This window comes from Actinomadura rudentiformis (assembly GCF_008923185.1).
In the GTDB taxonomy this organism is placed as follows: domain Bacteria; phylum Actinomycetota; class Actinomycetes; order Streptosporangiales; family Streptosporangiaceae; genus Spirillospora; species Spirillospora rudentiformis.
This window is the reverse complement of record NZ_WBMT01000026.1, coordinates 29066-48376: the sequence shown is the minus strand read 5'-3', so window position 1 is coordinate 48376 and position 19311 is coordinate 29066. Positions and strand designations below refer to the sequence as shown.

At 70.1% G+C, this 19311-nt stretch carries 16 protein-coding genes; 7 read left to right on the top strand and 9 right to left on the bottom strand.

Going from position 1 to position 19311, the window contains the following annotated elements:
- Positions 1 to 153: 153 nt before the first annotated feature.
- Complete coding sequence (locus tag F8566_RS41845; protein WP_151568571.1) at positions 154 to 792, top strand: PadR family transcriptional regulator; 639 nt, start codon at positions 154 to 156, stop codon at positions 790 to 792.
- Entirely contained in the window at positions 789 to 2405 is a 1617-nt protein-coding gene (locus F8566_RS41840) for an MFS transporter (RefSeq protein WP_151568569.1), read from the top strand. Before F8566_RS41845 ends, F8566_RS41840 begins: the two co-directional genes overlap by 4 nt.
- On the opposite strand, the gene F8566_RS41835 is transcribed toward F8566_RS41840, so the two are convergent.
- From F8566_RS41835 to F8566_RS41815, 5 genes are all read right to left on the bottom strand, one after another.
- Positions 2375 to 2875 (bottom strand): flavin reductase family protein, encoded by a 501-nt coding sequence (locus F8566_RS41835; RefSeq protein ID WP_225994010.1) that lies wholly within the window; start codon positions 2873 to 2875, stop codon positions 2375 to 2377. The genes F8566_RS41840 and F8566_RS41835 overlap by 31 nt on opposite strands.
- Positions 2876 to 2889: 14 nt before the next feature.
- Positions 2890 to 3477 (bottom strand): DUF6113 family protein, encoded by a 588-nt coding sequence (locus F8566_RS41830; RefSeq protein WP_151568565.1) that lies wholly within the window; start codon positions 3475 to 3477, stop codon positions 2890 to 2892.
- A gap of 30 nt (positions 3478 to 3507) precedes the next feature.
- On the bottom strand, positions 3508 to 4458 hold the full coding sequence (gene mshB / locus F8566_RS41825) for an N-acetyl-1-D-myo-inositol-2-amino-2-deoxy-alpha-D-glucopyranoside deacetylase (protein WP_151568563.1): 951 nt from the start codon (positions 4456 to 4458) through the stop codon (positions 3508 to 3510).
- A gap of 45 nt (positions 4459 to 4503) precedes the next feature.
- Positions 4504 to 5961, bottom strand: a complete 1458-nt coding sequence (locus F8566_RS41820) for a serine/threonine-protein kinase (RefSeq protein ID WP_151568561.1) — start codon at positions 5959 to 5961, stop codon at positions 4504 to 4506.
- 123 nt (positions 5962 to 6084) lie between these two features.
- Positions 6085 to 7224, bottom strand: a complete 1140-nt coding sequence (locus F8566_RS41815) for a hypothetical protein (protein WP_151568559.1) — start codon at positions 7222 to 7224, stop codon at positions 6085 to 6087.
- A gap of 179 nt (positions 7225 to 7403) precedes the next feature.
- Between F8566_RS41815 and F8566_RS41810 the strand changes: the two genes are divergently transcribed.
- The 5 genes from F8566_RS41810 to F8566_RS41790 all read left to right on the top strand — a co-directional run bounded on the left by F8566_RS41810 (position 7404) and on the right by F8566_RS41790 (position 14754).
- Positions 7404 to 9482 carry a S9 family peptidase gene (locus tag F8566_RS41810; protein WP_151568557.1) on the top strand — a complete coding sequence of 693 codons (2079 nt, stop codon included), beginning with the start codon at positions 7404 to 7406 and terminating at the stop codon, positions 9480 to 9482.
- 306 nt (positions 9483 to 9788) lie between these two features.
- Complete coding sequence (locus tag F8566_RS41805; RefSeq protein ID WP_151568555.1) at positions 9789 to 11000, top strand: PP2C family protein-serine/threonine phosphatase; 1212 nt, start codon at positions 9789 to 9791, stop codon at positions 10998 to 11000.
- Between the two features lie 368 nt (positions 11001 to 11368).
- Positions 11369 to 12058, top strand: coding sequence for a succinate dehydrogenase cytochrome b subunit (locus tag F8566_RS41800; protein ID WP_151568553.1), 690 nt, complete (start codon positions 11369 to 11371; stop codon positions 12056 to 12058).
- A 2-nt stretch (positions 12059 to 12060) separates the two neighbouring features.
- Entirely contained in the window at positions 12061 to 14001 is a 1941-nt protein-coding gene (locus F8566_RS41795) for a fumarate reductase/succinate dehydrogenase flavoprotein subunit (protein WP_151568551.1), read from the top strand.
- Positions 14002 to 14754, top strand: coding sequence for a succinate dehydrogenase/fumarate reductase iron-sulfur subunit (locus tag F8566_RS41790; protein WP_151568549.1), 753 nt, complete (start codon positions 14002 to 14004; stop codon positions 14752 to 14754).
- Positions 14755 to 14854: 100 nt separating this feature from the next.
- On the opposite strand, the gene F8566_RS41785 is transcribed toward F8566_RS41790, so the two are convergent.
- The 4 genes from F8566_RS41785 to F8566_RS41770 all read right to left on the bottom strand — a co-directional run bounded on the left by F8566_RS41785 (position 14855) and on the right by F8566_RS41770 (position 19297).
- On the bottom strand, positions 14855 to 16120 hold the full coding sequence (locus tag F8566_RS41785; protein ID WP_151568547.1) for a M14 family zinc carboxypeptidase: 1266 nt from the start codon (positions 16118 to 16120) through the stop codon (positions 14855 to 14857).
- Between the two features lie 151 nt (positions 16121 to 16271).
- Positions 16272 to 17258: a LysR family transcriptional regulator gene (locus tag F8566_RS41780; RefSeq protein WP_151568545.1), complete on the bottom strand. Its 987-nt coding sequence runs from the start codon at positions 17256 to 17258 to the stop codon at positions 16272 to 16274.
- A gap of 68 nt (positions 17259 to 17326) precedes the next feature.
- Positions 17327 to 18001 carry a Crp/Fnr family transcriptional regulator gene (locus F8566_RS41775; protein WP_151568543.1) on the bottom strand — a complete coding sequence of 225 codons (675 nt, stop codon included), beginning with the start codon at positions 17999 to 18001 and terminating at the stop codon, positions 17327 to 17329.
- Positions 18002 to 18238: 237 nt separating this feature from the next.
- Positions 18239 to 19297 carry a YncE family protein gene (locus F8566_RS41770; RefSeq protein WP_151568541.1) on the bottom strand — a complete coding sequence of 353 codons (1059 nt, stop codon included), beginning with the start codon at positions 19295 to 19297 and terminating at the stop codon, positions 18239 to 18241.
- Between the last annotated feature and the right edge of the window lie 14 nt (positions 19298 to 19311).

Here is a 19311-nt window from a genome sequence, read left to right as displayed (position 1 = left end):
GCATGAGCTCCCCTTTCACCGGGGACTGAACGAGGGCTTCCCACAACGGCGTGGGGAGCCCTCGTCGTCGTCCGGCGCCCGAGCACGTGACATGTCCGTCCATCTGGATTAGTCTGAACGGACTAATCAATATCGGACTAAGGCTGACATGTCATGGCACGACCCATCACACCGCTGGCGCTGATCGTGCTCAGGATGTTGCACGAGCAGCCCATGCATCCGTACGAGCTGCAACAGCAGATCCGGATCCGCGCGTACGACGTGGCGGTGAAGCTGACCCATGGTTCGCTCTACAACACGGTCGAGCGGCTGGCCGTCGGCGGGCTCATCGAGCCCATGGAGACCAGTCGCGAGGGCCGGCGGCCGGAGCGCACCGTCTACAAGATCACCGAGGCGGGGCGGGACGCTGCGTCCGACCGGCTGAGCGATCTGCTCGGCCGGTACGTTCCGGAGTTCCCGCTCTTCGGCGCGGGCCTGGCCGTCATCACCCTGCTGCCGCGCACCGAGGCGCTCGTCCACCTGCGCTCCCGCGCGGTGCAGCTCGAGGCCCTGGTGGCGGCCGAGCAGACGGTCTATGACGCCCTGCGCAAGCGCGGGCTGGAACGGTGCAGGCTGCTGGACGGCGAGCTGAAGATCGCCCAGCTGCGCACCGAACTGGAGTACGTCCAGGGCCTCGTCTCGGACATGGCCGCGGGCCGGGTGGACTGGGAACCGGTCGTCATCAACAGCCGCATCGACAGCGACGATGCGGGCAGCGACACCGGCGGCAATGCCGGCAAGGAGCACGCATGAGCAAGTGGCGCGGCAATCCGTGGGCGATCCTGCTCACGCTGTCCCTCGGGTTCTTCATGACCCTGCTCGACCTCACGATCGTGAACATCGCGATCCCCAACATGATCGACAAGCTGCCCGCGACGCTGGACCAGGTGTTGTGGGTGAACAACGCCTACATCCTGGTGCTGGCCGTCCTGCTGATCACGGCGGGCCGGCTCGGCGACCTGTGGGGCAAGAAGAACCTGTTCATCGCGGGTGTGGCGCTCTTCACGGTGGCGAGCCTGGCCTGCGGGATCTCCCAGGACCCGACCCAGCTCATCGGCGCCCGCGCGGTCCAGGGCCTGGGCGCGGCGATGCTGATGCCGCAGACCATGTCGATCATCATCGACACGTTCCCGGCCGAACGGCGCGGCACCGCGCTCGGCGTCTGGGGCGCGGTCGCCGGGGTGTCCACCATCGCCGGGCCGACCCTGGGCGGTCTGCTGGTCAGCACGCTGGACTGGCGGTGGATCTTCTTCGTGAACCTGCCCATCGGCATCCTGGTGCTGGCGATGGCGGTGCCGATCCTGCCCGCCAACGCGCGCACCGTCCGGCATCGTTTCGACCTCGCCGGCGTGGTGCTGGCGTCGGCGGCGCTGTTCTGCCTGACGTTCGCGCTCACCGAAGGCCAGAAGTACGACTGGAACGGCTGGATCCGAGGCCTCTTCGGCGCCTCAGCCGTGCTCCTCGCGGTCTTCCTGCTGCACCAGCGCGGCAAGCAGGACAGCGAGCCGCTGGTCCCGTTCGCGCTGTTCAAGGACCGCAACTTCTCGGTCCTCAACTTCGTCGGCGCGACCGTCTCGATCGGCATGGTCGGCATGTTCCTGCCGATGACGATCTACCTGCAGTCGGTGGAGAGCTTCAGCGCATTGGAGGCGGGGCTGGTGATGGCGCCCTCCTCGGTGGTGTCGATGTTCCTGGCGCCGGTGGCCGGCCGGCTCTCCGACAAGATCGGCGGCAGGTTCATCCTGATGGGCGGGCTGACGTTGTACGCGATCGGCACGTTCTGGGTCCTGTCCGTCGCCGACGTGGACACGCCGTGGACCTCGTTCATGGCGCCGTTCGTGGTCTGCGGCATCGGCGTCGGCGGGGTGTTCGCGCCGATGGCCACCGAGGCGACGCGGAACGTTCCACCACGCCTGGCGGGAGCCGCGGCCGGGGTCAACAACACCGTCCGCCAGGTCGGCTCGGTGCTGGGCAGCGCGGCGGTCGGCGCCGTCCTGCAGAACCAGCTCGCGACTGCGCTCAAGGACCAGGCCGCTGAACGTTCGGCGGCGCTGCCCCCAGGAGCCCGGGCCCCGTTCGTGGACGGCTTCGCACAGGCGGCCAAGGGCGGGCTCGAGGTCGGCGCGGGCCAGCACGGCGCGCCGCGACAGCTCCCGCCGGGGACGCCGCCCGATCTCGCGCCGCAGCTCCAGCAACTGGGCGAGACGGTCTTCAAGCACGGCTTCGTGGACGCGATGAAGCCGACCATGCTGTTCCCGGTAGTCGTCGTCCTGCTGGGCGCGGCCGCGTGCTTCGGCGTCAAGCGCTACCGGGCGCCGTCGGCGAGCCCGGACGATCAGGCGAGCGAGCGGTATGTACCGTCGTAGAAGATCAGCGGTTTGCCCTGCGGGTCGGGGATGTCGAGATCGAGCACCTCGCCGACCACGATGCTGTGGTCACCCCCGTCGTGGACGGCGTGTGTGCGGCACTCCAGTGCCGCCACCGCGGCCGTGAAGACCGGCGCGCCGGTCACGGGCCCGCGGGTGTGCGGCCAGTCGTCCAGCTGGCCGTCCAGGAGACGCCCGCGGGTCGCGAACCAGTTGGACGCGTCGCGCATCTCCTCGGTGAGCACCGAGACCGCCCAGAGCCCGCTGTCCAGCACGAACTCGTGGAACCGCGCGATCTTCTCGACGCAGAACAACACGAGCAGCGGGTCCAGCGAGACCGAGGTGAACGCGTTCACGGTCATCGCGTGGTCGGCACCGCCGGCCACCGTGGTCACGACCGCCACTCCGGTGGCGAAGCGGCCGACCACCTGCCGGTAGAGCGCCGGATCGACGGGGGGCTCGGATCTCACAGTGCGGCCCGGCCCTACCCTCGGGTTCGGCCGGCGCTCCCGAGCAGCCAGTCGCCGGGCGGCCGCCGGGACGGCACCATCGAGACGGCGATCACCGCGGCCACCAGCCCGCCGATGAGAAAGACATAGCCCGCCAGGGTGCCGGGGACGATCAGATCGCCCTCGGGCCGCTGCTGCGACCCGATGAACACGACGACGGTCCAGGTGAGCGTGGGGATCACCGCGCCCATCCGGCCGTCCATGGCCCAGCCCGCCAGCCGGATGAAGCCGAAGTTGAGGATCACCAGGAGGACCGCGGCGACCGGGACCGAGCCGATCGTCCAGTCCTGGAGGAACGAGCCGACCACGCCGAGCAGAGCCCCCAGCAGTCCGAGCGCCCCGTAGGCGGCGCCGCCGATGAACGCCTCGGCCCGCGGGCCCAGAACCGGGGTCGCCGCGGCGTCCGGAGCGGCCGGAGCGGTCGGCGCCGGTTCGTAGCCCTCGATCGACCCCACGGGGAACTGCCCCGGGGGTGACGGGTCACCCGGCGTCGTGCCGGGCGGCGCGGCGCCGGGCGCGGCGTCCTTGGCCAGCGACAGCTGGGCGTCCTCGTCCTTGTCCACGGTCGTCAGAGTATCCGGGTGTGCGGCCGCTCAGCTCTGCTGCGTGGCAGGTCCGGCGAACAGGTCGGTCTCCCGGCCGCCGGGGGCCGCCGGGCCGCGCTCCCCCGCCAGCAGGATGAAGAACTCGGTGCCGAAGGCCTGCTGGCCCAGGCCGTTCGACAGGGCGAAGAACGGTCCCACCTCGTCCGGCGCCACCACCACCTGGGTGCGGTGGGCGCGGAGGGCGGCAAGCTTCGCGGGCAGGTAGGGCCGGGCGTCGACCATGGTGGTGATCCGGTCGTCGGGTACGCCCGAGCCCAGCTCGTCCAGCCCGGCCACCCGGTCGAACGGGAGCTTGGCCTCGCGCATCACCGCGATGGCCCGTGCCAAAACCGTGCGGGGCGTCGCGTACGCGTAGAACTTCGCCACCTGCCACGGCTCACCGCCCGTTTCGGCGGGGGGCGAAGAGGGGTCTGCGGAGGCGGGGCCCGGAGAGAGGGCCGGGTAGGCGGGGTCCGCGGCCAGTTCGAACGCCCGCCAGGCCACCCGATGGGCCTGGATGTGGTCGGGATGCCCGTAGTTGCCGCGCTCGTCGTACGTGACGATCACCTGCGGGCGTACCTCGCGGATGATCTTCACGAGCTCGCCCGCCGCCTCGTCGACGTCGGCGCGCCAGAAACAGCGCGGGTCGTCGTTGGTGGAGCCGCCCATCATCCCCGAGTCACGCCAGCGCCCCGCGCCGCCGAGGAACCGGTGATCGGCCACGCCCAGCGCCGCGCAGGCGTCCGCCAGCTCGCCGATCCGGTGTTCGCCGAGGCGATCCTCCTTGTCGGAGGCCAGGTGGCGCAACTCCTCGGGAATGACCTCACCCTCCTCACCCAGCGTGCAGGTGACGAGGGTGACATGGGCGCCCTCGGCCGCGTACTTGGCCATGGACGCACCGGTCCCGATGGACTCGTCGTCCGGGTGCGCATGGACGAACAGGATCCGCGGCTGGTTCATAGGTAACGAGCGTACTAACGCCGCAGCCCGGAACGGATGTGTGGCCTACGAACCGCCGCCAGTGTTGTTGCCGGTGCCTGTGCCGGGGTCGCCGCCACCGCCACCGCCACCGGTGCCACCGCCGTCACCGTCACCACCACCGTCACCACCACCGCCACCGCCACCGCCGGTCGTGGGCGGGCTGGAAGGCGTGGAGGGCGGCGGCGTGGTCGGCTCCTCCGAGGTCGGCGGCGTGGTCGGCGCCTCGGACGTCGGCGGCCGCTCGGTCGTCGGCTCGGTCGTCGGCTCCCGCGTCGGCGTGTCGCTGGTCGGCGGCGCCTCGGTCGTCGGGTCCTCGGTCGGCGAGTCGGGCTCGGATTCGCTGGTCGTGGGCGCCACCGGGGTGTCCGGCTTGTTGTCGCCGGTGGACGCCATCACCACACCGACGATGACCGCGATGAGGAGGATGGCCCCGACCCCGGCGACGATCGGCCAGGCGTTGCGTTTGCGCTCCGGCTGGTAGTAGCCCGGCCTGGCCGGCGGCATCGGCGGGGCCGCCCCCGGGAGCGTGGCGCCGCCCGCCGCCCCCATGCGCTGCGTACGCTGGTCGTAGGCCATCGTCTGATCCGCTGCCGACACCCCCGCGGCTCCACCCGCGGCCCCGGCGGCGCCCGCCGCCATCATCCTCGTGGCCTGCGCCGCGTCGTCCATCCGGGTCTCCTGCGGCCCGGTGCCGATCAGCGTCATCATGATCTGCTGCGCGGTCGGCCGCCGCTCCGGCTCCTTGACCAGGCAGGCCGAGATCAGCCCGCGCAGGTCCGCCGGCACGCCCTCGACCGAGGGCGCCTCGTGCAGCACGCGGTTGATCACGGCCATCACGGTGTCGTCGCCGAACGGCGGCGTCCCGGTCGCGGCGTAGACCATGGTCGCGGCCCAGGCGAAGACGTCCACGGCCTCGGTGAGCGTGGCGCCCGCCACCTGCTCGGGGGCCATGTACGAGGGCGTGCCGATGGCCTTGGTCGCCGCGGTCTGGCCCGCGTCCAGCGCCCGCGCGATGCCGAAGTCGATCACCCGCGGCCCGTCCGGCGCCATCAGCACGTTGTGCGGCTTGAAGTCGCGGTGCACGATCCCGGCCTGGTGGATGGCGACCAGCGCGGTCGCGGTGCCGATCGCGAGCCGCTCCAGCGCCGCGCCGGCGATCGGCCCCTGCTCCTTGACCTGCTTGTACAGGCTCGGTCCGGGCACGTACTCGCTGACGATGTACGGCTGGTCCCCGACCATGTCGGCTTCGATCATCTGCGCCGTGCAGAACCGGGCGACCTGCTTGGCCGCCTGCGCCTCCCGCACGAAGCGGTGGCGCGCCGACTCGTCCTCGGTCAGATCGGCTCGCAGCAGCTTGATCGCGACGTTGTTCCCGGAGGCGTCCCTGCCGAGGTAGACGACGCCCTGGCCACCCTCTCCGAGGCGTTCGAGCAGTTCGTACGAACCCAGCCGCCGTGGATCACCCGGCTGTAGTTCCGGCATGGACCTTCTCCTCTGAGGTGACGTTGCGTAAAAGTGGAAGCCTTGAGCCTACGCGACCTTAAAACGCAATCATGGGTTGTTCCCCATCCACGGGGAACAACCCATGATCTTTAAACTGGTCCGTCAGGCCCCGTACTTCCAGATCACACCGGTGTCCCAATTCTCCCTGTTGCGCACCGTGCCGGTGGCCCACAACGAGCGTGTCCCGGGAATCCGCAGGAGAGAGCTGATCGTGCCCTCGCCCGCGCCCGGCGCCTTGATCCGGGCAGTCACCTTGCCGCCCACATAGTGGAGGAGGACGGCGTCCCAGGACTGCGCCCAGAAGCCGCTGCCGCCGTCGCTCTCGATGTGGTGCAGGCTGTCCTTGCCGTTGACCTTGACGAACTTCCAGCGCTTGCCGTCCCATCGACCCAGGTAGGCGCCGGGCAGGTGGCCCTCGGCCAGGCTGGATCCGGCGACCGAGACCCAGACGCTCTTGGAGTTGCGGGCGTGGATGTCAGTGAACTGCCAGATGCGCTTGCCCGTGCTGGTGAGCTTCGGCCGCGGGATGTAGCGCCACTTCTTGCCGTTCCAGTGGGCCAGGGTGTTCTTGGTGAGCGGCGTCTTGCGGCCGTTGGCCAGATTGACCGTCGCCCAGATGTCCTTGGCCGAACGTACGTGCGCCACGCCGATACCCGCCGGCACACGGAACGCCTTCCACGCCTTGCCGTCAAAGCGCTGGGCGATCGGCTTGCACGTCCAGGCCGCGCAGGCGCCGCGTCCGATGAACAGGACCTGACCGCGTGGGCCGATCGACGCCACCTGGCTGATGCTCTTCACCTGGGCCGGGAAGACCTTGCGGGACCACTTGACACCGTTCCAGTGGACGCCGAACACCACGCCCTCGTCCTGGGCGGGCCGGTGCGTCGCCACGCCGAAGGCCCAGACGTTGTTCGGAGCGCCGGACGCGACGTTCGTCAGCCGGGCGTTCGCCCGCGGCGCCAGGGAGGCGGGGACCGTGACCTGGGTCCAGGTCTTCCCGTTCCAGCGCTTGAGCAACATCTCGTACTTGCCGAGACCGCGGCGTAGGGTTCCGGCCGCCCACGCGCCCTTGGAGCCGGTGGCCGCCGCGTCGTACAGCCGGGCGTCCCCGGCGGTCGGGACGGTGGTCACGTTGCTGACGCGCCACCCGGGCGCGGGCGCGGCCTGCACGGCAGGAGCCATGGCGGCCAGGGCCAACGCGCCCGCCGCACCGGTGAACAGGGACCGTTTGAGAAAGGTCATGCCTTCCCTTTCGGAGAATCGGTCTTCCCGGGGCGGGGGCCGGGAGCCGGACGGATGATCGTCCGGCTGCGATGATCGAGAACATTACCGGCGGATGCTGGCAAAGTGGATCGATTTTCCGCAGCCGAACATGCCTCGGTGGGATGACCACGAGAGGGCTGCTGGCAGACTTCTTTGTCATGACCATCAGCTATCCACGGCAGAGTGCTCGCACCCGCCGGTTCACCCTCGGGGTACCGCGGGCCTTCCAGATCGCGGCGGACGAGTCGTACGTGGTGTTCCTGCGGACGAAGGCCGGGGACGACCCGGTCACCTGCCTGTGGACGCTCGACACCGCGACGGGAACGGAGCGGCTGATCGCCGATCCGGCCGCGCTGGACGTGCCGGGCGAGGAGAAGCTGCCGGCGGAGGAGCGCGCCCGGCGCGAGCGCGCGCGGGAGCAGGCCGGCGGCATCGTCGGGTACGCCGTGGACCGCGAGGTGCGGCAGGCCGTGTTCACGCTCGGCGGGCAGCTGTTCATCGCCGACCTGCGGGCCGGGACGGTGCGCGGCCTTGAGGCGCAGACCCCGGTGTTCGACCCGCGGCTCGACCCCGGCGGGCGCCGGGTGGCCTACGTCTCCGGCCGCACGCTGCGCGTCATCGAACTTGCCGGCGGCGAGGACGAGGCGCTGGTCACGCCTGAGAGCGACCAGGTGTCGTACGGGCTGGCCGAGTTCGTGGCCGCCGAGGAGATGGACCGGATGCGCGGCTACTGGTGGGCGCCTGACGGCGGCTCGCTGCTGGCCGCGCGAGTGGACGAGACCCCGGTGAACCGCTGGTCCATCGCCGACCCCGCCAATCCCGAGCGGCCAGCGACCGAGATCGCGTACCCGGCGGCGGGCACGCCCAACGCGATCGTGTCGCTCGTCCTGCTCAAGGTGGACGGCCGGCGGGTCGGCGTGGCGTGGGATCGCGGCGAGTTTCCCTACGTCGTGACCGCGTCATGGGACAGGCGAGGGCTGCTGATCGTGGTGCAGTCGCGTGACCAGCGGGCCCAGCGCGTCCTCAAGGTCGATCCGTCGAACGGCGAGACCGTTCTGCTGCACGCCGGGCACGACCCCGTCTGGACCGACATCGTGCCCGGGCTCCCCGCCCGCATGGGCAACGGCGACCTGGTGTGGGTGGCCGAGGACCGGGAGACCGAGACCCGGCGGATCACCGTCGGGGGCGAGCCGGTCACGCCGGGCGGGCTGCAGGTGCGGTCGGTCCTGGGCGTGGAGGGCGACTCGATCCTGTTCACGGGGTCGGAGGAGCCGACCGAGGTGCACGTCTACGTGTACGGCAATGACGGCGTCACCCGGCTGACGGCGGGCCAGGGCGTCTTCAACGGGACACGTTCCGGCAAGACCACCGTGCTGAGCGGCTCCCTGCTGGACCGGCACGGCGTCACCGTCGAGGTCCGCACGGCGAACGGGGCACACCCGATCGAGTCCCGAGCCGAGACCCCGGTCATCACGCCGAACGTCGAACTCCTGCGTGCTGGAGAACGCGAGATCCGTACCGCCGTGATGCTGCCCACCGGCTGGGAGCCAGACCACGGGCGCCTGCCCGTGCTGATGGACCCGTACGGCGGCCCGCACGCCCAGCGGGTGCTGGCGGTGCGGCGCGCCTACTGCGAGGCGCAGTGGCTGGCCGACCAGGGCTTCGCCGTGGTCATCGCGGACGGGCGCGGCACCCCCGGCCGCGGCCCCTCCTGGGACCGCGCGGTCCACGGCGACTTCGCCGGCCCGGTCCTGGAGGACCAGGTGACCGCGCTGGAGGAGGCCGCCCGCCGCCACCCTGAGGCACTCGACCTCGACCGCGTGGGCATCCGCGGCTGGTCGTTCGGCGGCTGGCTCGCGGCGCTGGCGGTCCTGCGCCGCCCCGACGTGTTCCACGCGGGCGTCGCCGGGGCACCCGTCACCGACTGGACGCTGTACGACACGCATTACACCGAGCGCTACCTCGGCCAGCCCGGCGAGGAGCCGGACAACTACACGTCCAACTCCCTCATCGAGGACGCCGGGAAGCTCGAACGCCCGCTACTGATCATCCACGGCCTGGCGGACGACAACGTGGTCGCGGCCCACACCCTGCGCCTCTCCTCGGCCCTCCTGGCCGCAGGCCGCCCGCACAACGTCCTCCCCCTTTCAGGAGTGACCCACATGACCCCCCAAGAAGTGGTCGCCGAGAACCTCCTCCACATTCAGGTTGATTTCCTCAAACGCAACCTGTCCTGAGCCGAGCAGGTGCGGCGGAACGGATCTTTGCCCCCAAGGACTACATCGCCGACACAAGCCGTAAGACGCCCTCCAGGGATGCACAATCGTGATCAGAGACGCTATGGTCGGTGCAGTACGGAGCGACGTTTTTCTCCGCTCCATGAGCCGGGACCCCGGCGGCTAAGCAGCAGCCGCCTCCCCGGCGCGGTCCGTTCCGCCGGACTTGGCCCCGTGGGGGTCTCCGCCGCGGCCAGACCGTTGTGGGCGCCGCCTTGTCAACGATCGCCACCGCCATCCCAGCCAAGTCCGGAAACCGGTACCTCTGTGAGCACCATCAGCCATCACCCGCATCCCGTCGCCCAGGGCACCGAGGACAGGATCGACCTGCTCCTCATCGGCCATGACTCGGCCGACGTGTTCCTGGTCGAGAAGATGCTCGCCGAGACCGGCCTCACCGTACAGATCACCGTCGCGGAGGATCTCGAGGTCGCGCGCCGGAAGCTGACCCGCCGCACGCAGTGCATCATCGTCGACCTCTCCGCGCCCGGCATCAACCGCATCGAGGGACTCCGCCAGGTGCTGGCACTGTCCGAACGGGCCGCGGTCGTGGTGCTGACCGGCATCGACGACGCCCATCTCGGTGTCCAGGCGGTCGCGGCGGGCGCCGAGGACTATCTGGTCAAGCAGGAGGTGGACGGGCCGCTGCTGGCCCGCGCCATCCGCTACTCCGTCGAGCGCAAGCGCGCCGAGGAGACCGAGCGGCGGCTCGTCGAGGCCCGCATCATGGGCCGCGAGAACGCCCGCCTGGAGCGCGGCCTGCTGCCCGTCCCGCTGATCGACGACCCGACGCTGCGGCACGCCACCCGCTACCGGCCGGGCCGCCGCCGGGCGCTGCTGGGCGGTGACTTCTACGACACGGTGCAGACCGAGGGCGGCGCGGTGCACCTGATGATCGGCGACGTCTGCGGCCACGGGCCGGACGAGGCGGCACTCGGCGTCCAACTGCGGATGGCCTGGCGGACGCTGGTGCTGGCCGGGCACTCCGGTGAGCAGCTCCTGGGCACCCTCGACACCGTCCTCGGGCACGAACGGCGCAGCGAAGAGATCTTCACGACGCTCTGCATGGTCACGATCGCGCCGTCCCGCCGCACCGCCCGCATGCATCTGGCGGGCCACCCCGCACCGCTGCTGTTCAGGGCGGACGACAAGGGCGAGCTCGAGGTCGGCGCGCTCCCGGAGTACGCGCACGGCCCGGCCCTCGGCCTGGTCCCCGGCGCCGAATGGCCCACGACCGAGATCGACCTGGGCGAGTCGTCCTGGAGCCTGATGCTCTACACCGACGGCCTGATCGAGGGCCGCGTCGGCGACGGCGCCCACCGCCTGGGCACCGAGGGCCTGGTCGAGCTGGCCGCGCAGGCCCGCGCCCGCGGCGCCACCGGCCGCGGCCTGATCGACGAGCTCGTCACCCGCGTCGAGGAGCTCAACGGCGACGCTCTCACCGACGACCTCGCCGTACTTGTTCTTTCTCGGCCTTGACCCCTGTGTTGATTGCTTTTACGGCCTCGGACCCTCGCCTGGCGGCTCGGACCCGAACCGCAAAAGCGGCGAGCCAAGCGAAGCTTGTCCGTTGAGAGGGCGGCTGGGCGGGGGGTGTAGCGGGAGGGCGACATCGCTTCGCGATCTTCGCGTGAGGCTTCGCTGGCGCTCACTCCAGCTCAGGTAGCGCGCTCGCGTGCGTGGCCGGGGTCTCTGCAAGTTCCTGCAGGGCTTGTGAGGTCTCTCACCTTCGGGTCCGGTGAAGAAGGCGGAAAGCCCGGTGCCGCACCGTTCATAGCCTGCGGCTATCGAAACGAGTGCGGTGATGACTTGGATCCGTTCTGCATGCCCGTCTTACCGTGCGATTTGTGGCTATAGCGATACCTGCGATCTACCGGTCGACCGTCGGGAAGAAGGCGGTCATGGCCGTCACCGGCGGCGTCCTCGTGCTGTACCTCGTCCTGCACATGGTCGGGAACCTGAAGATCTTCTACGGCGCGGAGGACTTCAACCACTACTCGCACTGGCTCCGCACCCTCGGCGAGCCGGCGGTCCCCTATCGCACCGTCCTGACGGCCATCGAGGTCGTCCTGGCACTCTCGATCGTCCTGCACATGTGGTCGGCGATCTCGCTGGGCAAGCGCGCCGCGCACGCCCGCCCGGTCAAGTACAAGTCGAAGAAGAAGTCGCACGCGCAGGGCTACGCGGTCCACACCATGCGGTACGGCGGCATCGTCATCGCGCTCTACGTGATCTGGCACCTGCTCGACATGACGTTCCTCGTCGTGAACCCCAAGGGCAGGGACGCCACCCCCTACGAACGCGTGATCGCCGACTTCCAGCCGTCCCACTGGTACATCACGCTCTTCTACATCGTGGCCGTCCTGCTGGTCGGGCTCCACCTCCGGCACGGGGTGTGGAGCGCGATGCAGACCCTCGGCCTGCGCTCCCCCCGCAACGACCGCGCGCTGCGCGCCCTCGCCGCCACGATCGGCGCCGTGGTGGCCCTCGGCTTCATCTCGGTGCCCGTCTCCGTCACCTTCGGATGGGTGGGCTGATCATGACCTACGACAGCTTCTACAAGAGCGGCGGGCCGATCGCCGACGCCAAGGCCCCGGCCGGCCCGGTCGAGGATCGCTGGACCACGCGCAAATTCCAGGCCAAGCTCGTCAACCCGGCCAACAAGCGCAAGAAGAAGATCATCATCATCGGGACGGGGCTGGCGGGCGGCTCCGCCGGCGCCACCCTCGGCGAGGCCGGCTACCACGTCATCCAGTTCTGCTTCCAGGACAGCCCGCGGCGGGCCCACTCGATCGCGGCGCAGGGCGGCATCAACGCGGCCAAGAACTACCGCAACGACGGCGACAGCGTGCACCGCCTCTTCTACGACACGGTCAAGGGCGGCGACTTCCGCGCCCGCGAGTCGAACGTGCACCGCCTCGCCGAGATCTCCACGCAGATCATCGACCAGTGCGTCGCGCAGGGCGTGCCGTTCGCCCGCGAATACGGCGGCCTGCTCGACAACCGCTCGTTCGGCGGTACGCAGGTGTCGCGCACGTTCTACGCCCGCGGCCAGACGGGCCAGCAGCTCCTGCTCGGCGCGTACCAGGCGCTCATGCGCCAGGTCGACGCCGGCAACGTCGAGCTGCACGCGCGCCACGAGATGCTCGACCTGATCATCGAGGACGGCCGGGCGCGCGGCGTCGTCGTCCGCGACCTGATCAGCGGCGAGATCACGAGCTACACCGCCGACGCGGTGGTGCTGGCGTCCGGCGGCTACGGGAACGTCTACTTCCTGTCGACCAACGCCATGGGCTCCAACGTCACCGCCTCCTGGCGGGCGCATCGGCATGGTGCCTATTTTGGCAACCCGTGCTACACCCAGATCCACCCGACCTGCATCCCGGTCAGCGGCGACCACCAGTCGAAGCTGACCCTGATGTCGGAGTCGCTCCGCAACGACGGCCGGGTGTGGGTGCCCAAGCAGCGCGGCGACACGCGCAAGCCCGCCGACATCCCCGAGGACGAGCGCGACTACTACCTGGAGCGCATCTACCCCTCGTTCGGCAACCTGGTGCCGCGTGACATCGCCTCCCGCGCCGCCAAGAACGTCTGCGACGAGGGCCGCGGCGTCGGACCCGGCGGCCTGGGCGTGTACCTGGACTTCGCCGACGCCATCGAGCGGCTCGGGCTGAAGGCGGTCGAGGCCAAGTACGGCAACCTCTTCGAGATGTACGAGCGGATCACGGGCGAGAACCCGTACGAGATGCCGATGCGCATCTACCCCGCCGTGCACTACACGATGGGCGGCCTGTGGGTGGACTACGACCTGGAGTCCACCATCCCGGGCCTCTTCGTGATCGGTGAGGCCAACTTCTCCGACCACGGCGCCAACCGCCTCGGCGCGTCCGCGCTGATGCAGGGCCTGGCCGACGGCTACTTCGTCCTCCCGACCACCGTCGGCAACTACCTCGCCGAAAACAACCTCGGCGAGGTCGGCGAGCAGCCGGTGGCCGAGGCGGAACAGCGGGTCAAGGACCAGATCGACCGGCTCCTCTCGGTCGACGGCGACCGCAGCGTGGACTCCTTCCACCGCGAACTCGGCCACATCATGTGGGAGTACTGCGGCATGGAGCGCACCGAGGAGGGCCTCCGCAAGGCCCTCGACCTCATCCCGGCCCTCCGCAAGGAGTTCTGGGAGCGGGTCAAGGTCACCGGCAAGGGCGAGGAGCTCAACCAGCAGCTGGAGAAGGCCGGCCGCGTCGCCGACTTCCTGGAGCTGGCCGAGCTCATGGTGATCGACGCGCTGCACCGCGCCGAGTCCTGCGGCGGCCACTTCCGTGCCGAGAGCCAGGACGAGGACGGCGAGGCCAAGCGCGACGACGTCAACTTCGCCTACGTCGCCGCCTGGGAGTGGGCCGGGGAGGACAAGCAGCCCGTCCTCCACAAGGAGGCCCTGGAGTTCGAATACGTCAAGCCGAGCCAGAGGTCGTACAAGTAGATGAAACTGAAGCTGCGCGTCTGGCGCCAGAACGGGCCGAAGGACAAGGGCAAGATGGTCGAGTACAAGCTCGACGACATCTCCCCCGACGCGTCCTTCCTGGAGATGCTGGACGTCCTGAACGAGGAGCTCATCGCCAAGGGCGAGGAGCCGGTCGCGTTCGACCACGACTGCCGCGAGGGCATCTGCGGCATGTGCTCGCTGGTCATCAACGGCACCCCGCACGGGCCGGAGAAGATGACCACGACCTGTCAGCTGCACATGCGCAAGTTCAAGGACGGCGAGACCATCGACGTCGAGCCGTGGCGGGCCAAGGCGTTCCCGGTCGTCAAGGACCTGGTCGTGGACCGTTCGGCGTTCGACGACATCATCGCCGCCGGCGGCTACATCACCGCCCCGACCGGCACCGCGCCGGAGGCCCACGCGACGCCCGTGCCCAAGCCGGACGCCGACAAGGCCTTCGAGGCCGCCGAGTGCATCGGCTGCGGCGCCTGCGTGGCGGCGTGCCCGAACGGCTCCGCGTCGCTCTTCCTCGGCGCCAAGGTGAGCCACCTCGGCCTGATGCCGCAGGGCCAGCCCGAGCGCTGGGACCGCGTCGTCAACATGCTGGAGGCCCACGACGACGCGGGCTTCGGCGGCTGCACCAACACCGGCGAATGCACCGCGGCCTGCCCGAAGGGCATCTCGCAGGACTTCATCAGCCGCCTCAACAGCGACTACCTGAAGGCCACCGCGGGCGGCAAGAAGAAGTAGCCCGCCTCGATGTGCGGAAGGCGCCCTGGGCCGTAGCGGCCCAGGGCGCCTTTTCCGTGTTCCGTGCCGCTGTGTTCCGTGCCGCTGTGTTCCGTGGCCGCTACTCCAGTTCGTGGCCGTCGTGGGCGTGGCGGAACGCGGTGGCGGCGGAGTTCTCGACGGTGCCCGGGAACTGCTCGTAGGTGTCGGGGTCGAAGCCGTACACCTTGCCGGTGGACAGGTCGTTCAGCATGTTGGTGAGGCCGGCGGTGACGGCGCGGGTGAAGCGCTCGGACATCTGGTGGCCCATCGTCTGCGTCTGGCCGCGCACCTCGAACAGGACGGTGCCGGTGCCGATCATCGCGAACGAGCAGCGGGCCTGGCCGGGGAGGTCGCGCGTCGGCGCGTGCGGGTAGCGGGCACCGATGTAGCCGCGCTTCTCGATGCCGCGGAACGCGCTGATGGCGAGTTGCTTGGAGAGCTTCTTGGCGTACGTCTTCGCGTACTGCGCGTACTTGCCGCCGGGCTCGAAGAACGTATCAGGCAGCGGCGGGTAGTCGACCGCCACGTCGAGGAGCCGGTTCTGGGCGTCCTCTCGTACGCAGGCGCCTTGGTGGTGGAGGTCCACGTAGACATCGACCTTGCCCTTGCGCGCGCGCAGCTTGGTGTAGATGTCGCGCAGCGTCTGGGATTCGGGGTTGAGGAACCAGCCGGGCTGCGCCGACTCGCCCGGCACATCCGCGGCCTTGGGAACGTACTTGAGGTTGGGGTTGAAGTCACGGTTGAGGTCGAACCCCGGGCGCTTGGTGTAGTCGTCGCCCTGCAGCGAGGTGTTGAGGTAGTTCCACGCGGGCGGTCGCCCGGCCAGTTGCGGGAAGTCCTTCTGGACCTCGGCCCACGCGTTGTCGTTGCCACGCCGGTCGAGTTCGGCGCCGTCCGGGTTGATCTTCGGTACGGCGACGAACGTGACGGTGCGGCGCAGGCGCTTGGCCTCCGGGGAACTGGACGTGCCGAGCCACTTCAGGATGCGCAGCAGCGAGGTGGTTCCGGTCTTCTCGTTCCCGTGGATCTCGCTGGTGACCAGGAAGACCTTCTTGCCGGTGCCGACCGTGGCGGTGTAGATCGTACGGCCGCGGTTGGACGTGCCGGCGGCCTTGACGTCCACGCGGCCGCGGCTGATCCGCTCGATGTGGGCGAGCTCGCGGCGCATCTCCCGGTAGTCGATGAACTTCCAGGTGGGGAGGTCGCGTGGCTCTTCGCTGCACTCCGGAGCCGTCGCCGACGTTGAGGGTGCGGCTGGCGCGGCCGAGGCGGGCGGTGCGAGGAGCGCCGAGAGCGCGAGGGGAGCGACCAGGAGCGGAGTCAGGCGGCGGAGGGGCGGATGCATGACGTCTCCGAGGGGATAGAGATCGTTTTGCGTACAAGCCGGACACTAGGTCCGCAGGCCGGAGCGCAGGGCCGCAAGAAGCGCCGAGAGCCGCGGCCGAGAATCGGTGAAGCTTGTCCTTGACGGGCGTCAGGCGGCGGGTGAACGGGCGTCAGGCGGAGGTGGGCACCAGCGACTCGACACCGGCGGGGAGGCTCCCGGCCAGGGCGGCCTCGATCAGGAAGGTCTCCAGCGTCGCCTGGAACGCGCGGGCGGCGTGGGTGAGGTCCACGTCCTTGCGGTGGGCCAGCGCGATCGTCCGGAGCAGGCCTGGCCCAGGCTGGCCACGGCGGGCGGCGGCCTCGTCGGAGTGCTCGGTCAGCACGAGTGGCGTGCCCCGCAGTCCGGGCCGGCCCGCCAGGACCATGCTCGGCACGACGGCGATCCCCAGCCCCGCTTCCACGAACCGCAGCACCGCGTCCATCTCGCCGCCCTCGACGGCGAACCTCGGCTCGAACCCGGCCGCGCGGCAGGCTCCGATGGTCGCCTCGCGCAGGTCGTACCCCGAGCGGAACATCACCAGCGGCCGGTTCCGCAGGTCCTCGATACGGAGGTTCGGGCGGCGCGGCACCCCGGAGCCTCCCGCCGGGGAGGCCACGACAAGGTGCTCGCGCAGGATCGGCGTCGTATCGAGAGGCGCGTCCCCGTGCAGGGGCAGGATCACGAGGGCGAGATCCAGCGAGCCGCGCGTCAGCTCGCGGACCAAGTCACGCGAGCCGCCCTCCTCGACCAGCAACTGCACGCCCGGGTACGTGTCGTGGAAGCGTCGCAGCACATCGCCCAGCAGTCCCGCGCACAACGACGGCGTCGCCCCCAGCCGGACACGTCCGCGCCGTAGCCCCGCCAGCTCCTGGACTTCTAGCCGAGCCGTGTCGACGTCCGCCAGGATCCGCTTTGCCAGCGGCAGCAACGCCTCTCCTGCCGGAGTCAGCGTGATGTTGCCCCGCGCACGGCTGAACAGCGAGGCGCCGAGTTCGGTCTCCAGCGCCCTGATCTGCTTGGAGAGCGACGGTTGTGCGACATGCAGCAGCTCGGCCGCCTGGGTGAAGTGCCGTACCTCCGCGACGGCGACAAAGTACGCGAGCTGCTGCAACTGCACGCTTTATAGCGTACGGCTATCAAAAACGGCCCTCTCATGCCGCCCCCGCCCCTTGGCGAGCGTGCGCCTCAGCGGGCGTGTCGCCGGAGGGCCTGAAGATCGTGCACGATGACCCGCCGCCGGCCGGTCTCGATCCAGCCGTGTCTGCGGAGGGTGCGGAGGGCCTTGCTGACCGCCTCGCGCGAGGCCCCGACCCACCCCGCCAGCTCCTCCTGCGACAGGTTGAGCGTGATCCGGACGCTCTCCCGCTCATAGGGCACGCCGAAGCGCTCGGCCAGCTCGACCAGGCGCTGCGCCACCCGGCCGGTCGCGTCGAACATCCCGAACTCCACCCGCTTGCGGTCGGCGTCGCGCCACCGCTGGCACAACGTCCGCATGATGAGGATCGACACCCGGCCGTGTGCCTGCAGGAACGCCATGAACTCGTCGGCGGTCAGCGCCAGGGCCCGCGCAGGCTCCATGGTGGAGACCGTGGCGGAACGCGGCAGCCCGTCGATCGCCGCGACCTCGCCCAGCAGCGCGCCGGGTCCGCGCACCGCCAGCAGAGCCTCGCCGCCGTGCTCGCGATAGGAGTACGCCTTGACCCGGCCGGCCATCAGGACCGCGACCCAGGTGGACTGCTCACCCTCGGTGAACAACACGTCCCCGCGGCCGAAATCGCGCACCCGGCCGCGCGTTTCCAGGTCGGCACGTTCCACCGCCGTGAGCTCCGCGAGGAACGAACCCGGCTCGAGGGTGGTCATGGTCTCACGCTAGAGCGAACCTGACGGCTCGTAATCCTCTGCGGAATCACGAATGCATCACGCGTTGTGTGTACTTCTCCCTATTCAGGCCGCACGCACCGGGGGAAGGATGACCCCGGCGCGTGCGGCCGCGGGGGCCGCTCGCGCCTATGACGTTCGCGGGGAACGGCGGTACGGCGGGCGGCGGTGACGGGGGCACGCCGCCCGCCGGCGTACCCGCTCCCTTCCGGAGGCGGGCTACCACCCCGTCGGACGGTAGACCACCCGCAGTGTGGGCTGGGTTCCGTTCGCCTTCTGCGTGATGACGAAGAGGTTGTCGCAGGCACGGCTCCACGCCAGCCCGCGCGCGGCGAGCGGGGTGTCGCTCGCGAGGTCGAACGACTTGACCGGCGTCGACCCGGTCACCTTGTAGACCCGGATGTCGTCCTTCAGGCTGGTGCGCCGTCCGGTCGCGAGATGGGCGCCGTCGGGCGCGGCCGCGACCGCGTTGGGGAAGGCACCGGTGTTGTACGAGCCGCGCCCGGCCAGGTTGGCGCTCGCGAACGCCTCGACGTGGTCGCGCGAACCGGAGGCGCTGTAGAGATCGGCACCGCCGGGGGCCAGGTCGATCTCGCTGAGGTTGGAGCCGACCACCTCACCGGAGGTCTGCTTCTTCAGGTCCGCGCCGTCCACCGAGTAGACGTTGAGGCTGGACAGCGACAACGCGAGCGAACCGGCGACGACCGGACCGCTCTCACCGCCCGCGGACACCAGGTAGGGCGCGGCCTGGTAGCGCACGCCCTGCTGCTCGTCATGGGTCATGGCGGGAGGCGACGCGGCGGTGTCGAGGCGCCCGATCTTGCCGTTCCAGAACTCGTCACAGCTGTAACCGAACCACACCGCCGATCCCGTACGCGCCAGGTGGGCAGGACACGTCCGCGCACCGGTGGAGTAGCGAGCGGTCTCGGTGAGCTTTTCGGTGTCGATGGCCGAGATCGCGTCCCCGGCGGCGAGCGCGACGTACAGCGTGCCGCCGTCGGCCGAGAGCACCATCCCGGTCGCGCCGTACTGGCCGTCGAGTTTCTTCTTGACGTGACCGGAGAAGTCGGTGACCACCACCGCGTTGGACGACGGCCCACCCGACACGAAGAGCCGCTTGTGCGCGTTGTCGACGACCATGTCGGCGTAGTCGGGAAGCGGCAGCACCGTACCCCCGGTCGCGTGCGCCGTCCCCGTGATTCCCGTCAGCCCCAGTCCCACGCACAGGGCCAAGCCGATCGTCAGTGCGGGCATTCCCTTGGCGAACTGTCTCATCATTCCTCCCGTCATTC

Excerpts from the sequence above, each read along its gene's own strand:
- F8566_RS41845 (WP_151568571.1), top strand. The coding sequence starts at position 154 with ATGGCACGACCCATCACACCGCTGGCGCTGATCGTGCTCAGGATGTTG.
- F8566_RS41840 (WP_151568569.1), top strand. The coding sequence starts at position 789 with ATGAGCAAGTGGCGCGGCAATCCGTGGGCGATCCTGCTCACGCTGTCC.
- mshB (WP_151568563.1), bottom strand. The coding sequence starts at position 4,458 with ATGAACCAGCCGCGGATCCTGTTCGTCCATGCGCACCCGGACGACGAG.
- F8566_RS41820 (WP_151568561.1), bottom strand. The coding sequence starts at position 5,961 with ATGCCGGAACTACAGCCGGGTGATCCACGGCGGCTGGGTTCGTACGAA.
- F8566_RS41815 (WP_151568559.1), bottom strand. The coding sequence starts at position 7,224 with ATGACCTTTCTCAAACGGTCCCTGTTCACCGGTGCGGCGGGCGCGTTG.
- F8566_RS41810 (WP_151568557.1), top strand. The coding sequence starts at position 7,404 with ATGACCATCAGCTATCCACGGCAGAGTGCTCGCACCCGCCGGTTCACC.
- F8566_RS41795 (WP_151568551.1), top strand. The coding sequence starts at position 12,061 with ATGACCTACGACAGCTTCTACAAGAGCGGCGGGCCGATCGCCGACGCC.
- F8566_RS41790 (WP_151568549.1), top strand. The coding sequence starts at position 14,002 with ATGAAACTGAAGCTGCGCGTCTGGCGCCAGAACGGGCCGAAGGACAAG.
- F8566_RS41785 (WP_151568547.1), bottom strand. The coding sequence starts at position 16,120 with ATGCATCCGCCCCTCCGCCGCCTGACTCCGCTCCTGGTCGCTCCCCTC.
- F8566_RS41775 (WP_151568543.1), bottom strand. The coding sequence starts at position 18,001 with ATGACCACCCTCGAGCCGGGTTCGTTCCTCGCGGAGCTCACGGCGGTG.
- F8566_RS41770 (WP_151568541.1), bottom strand. The coding sequence starts at position 19,297 with ATGATGAGACAGTTCGCCAAGGGAATGCCCGCACTGACGATCGGCTTG.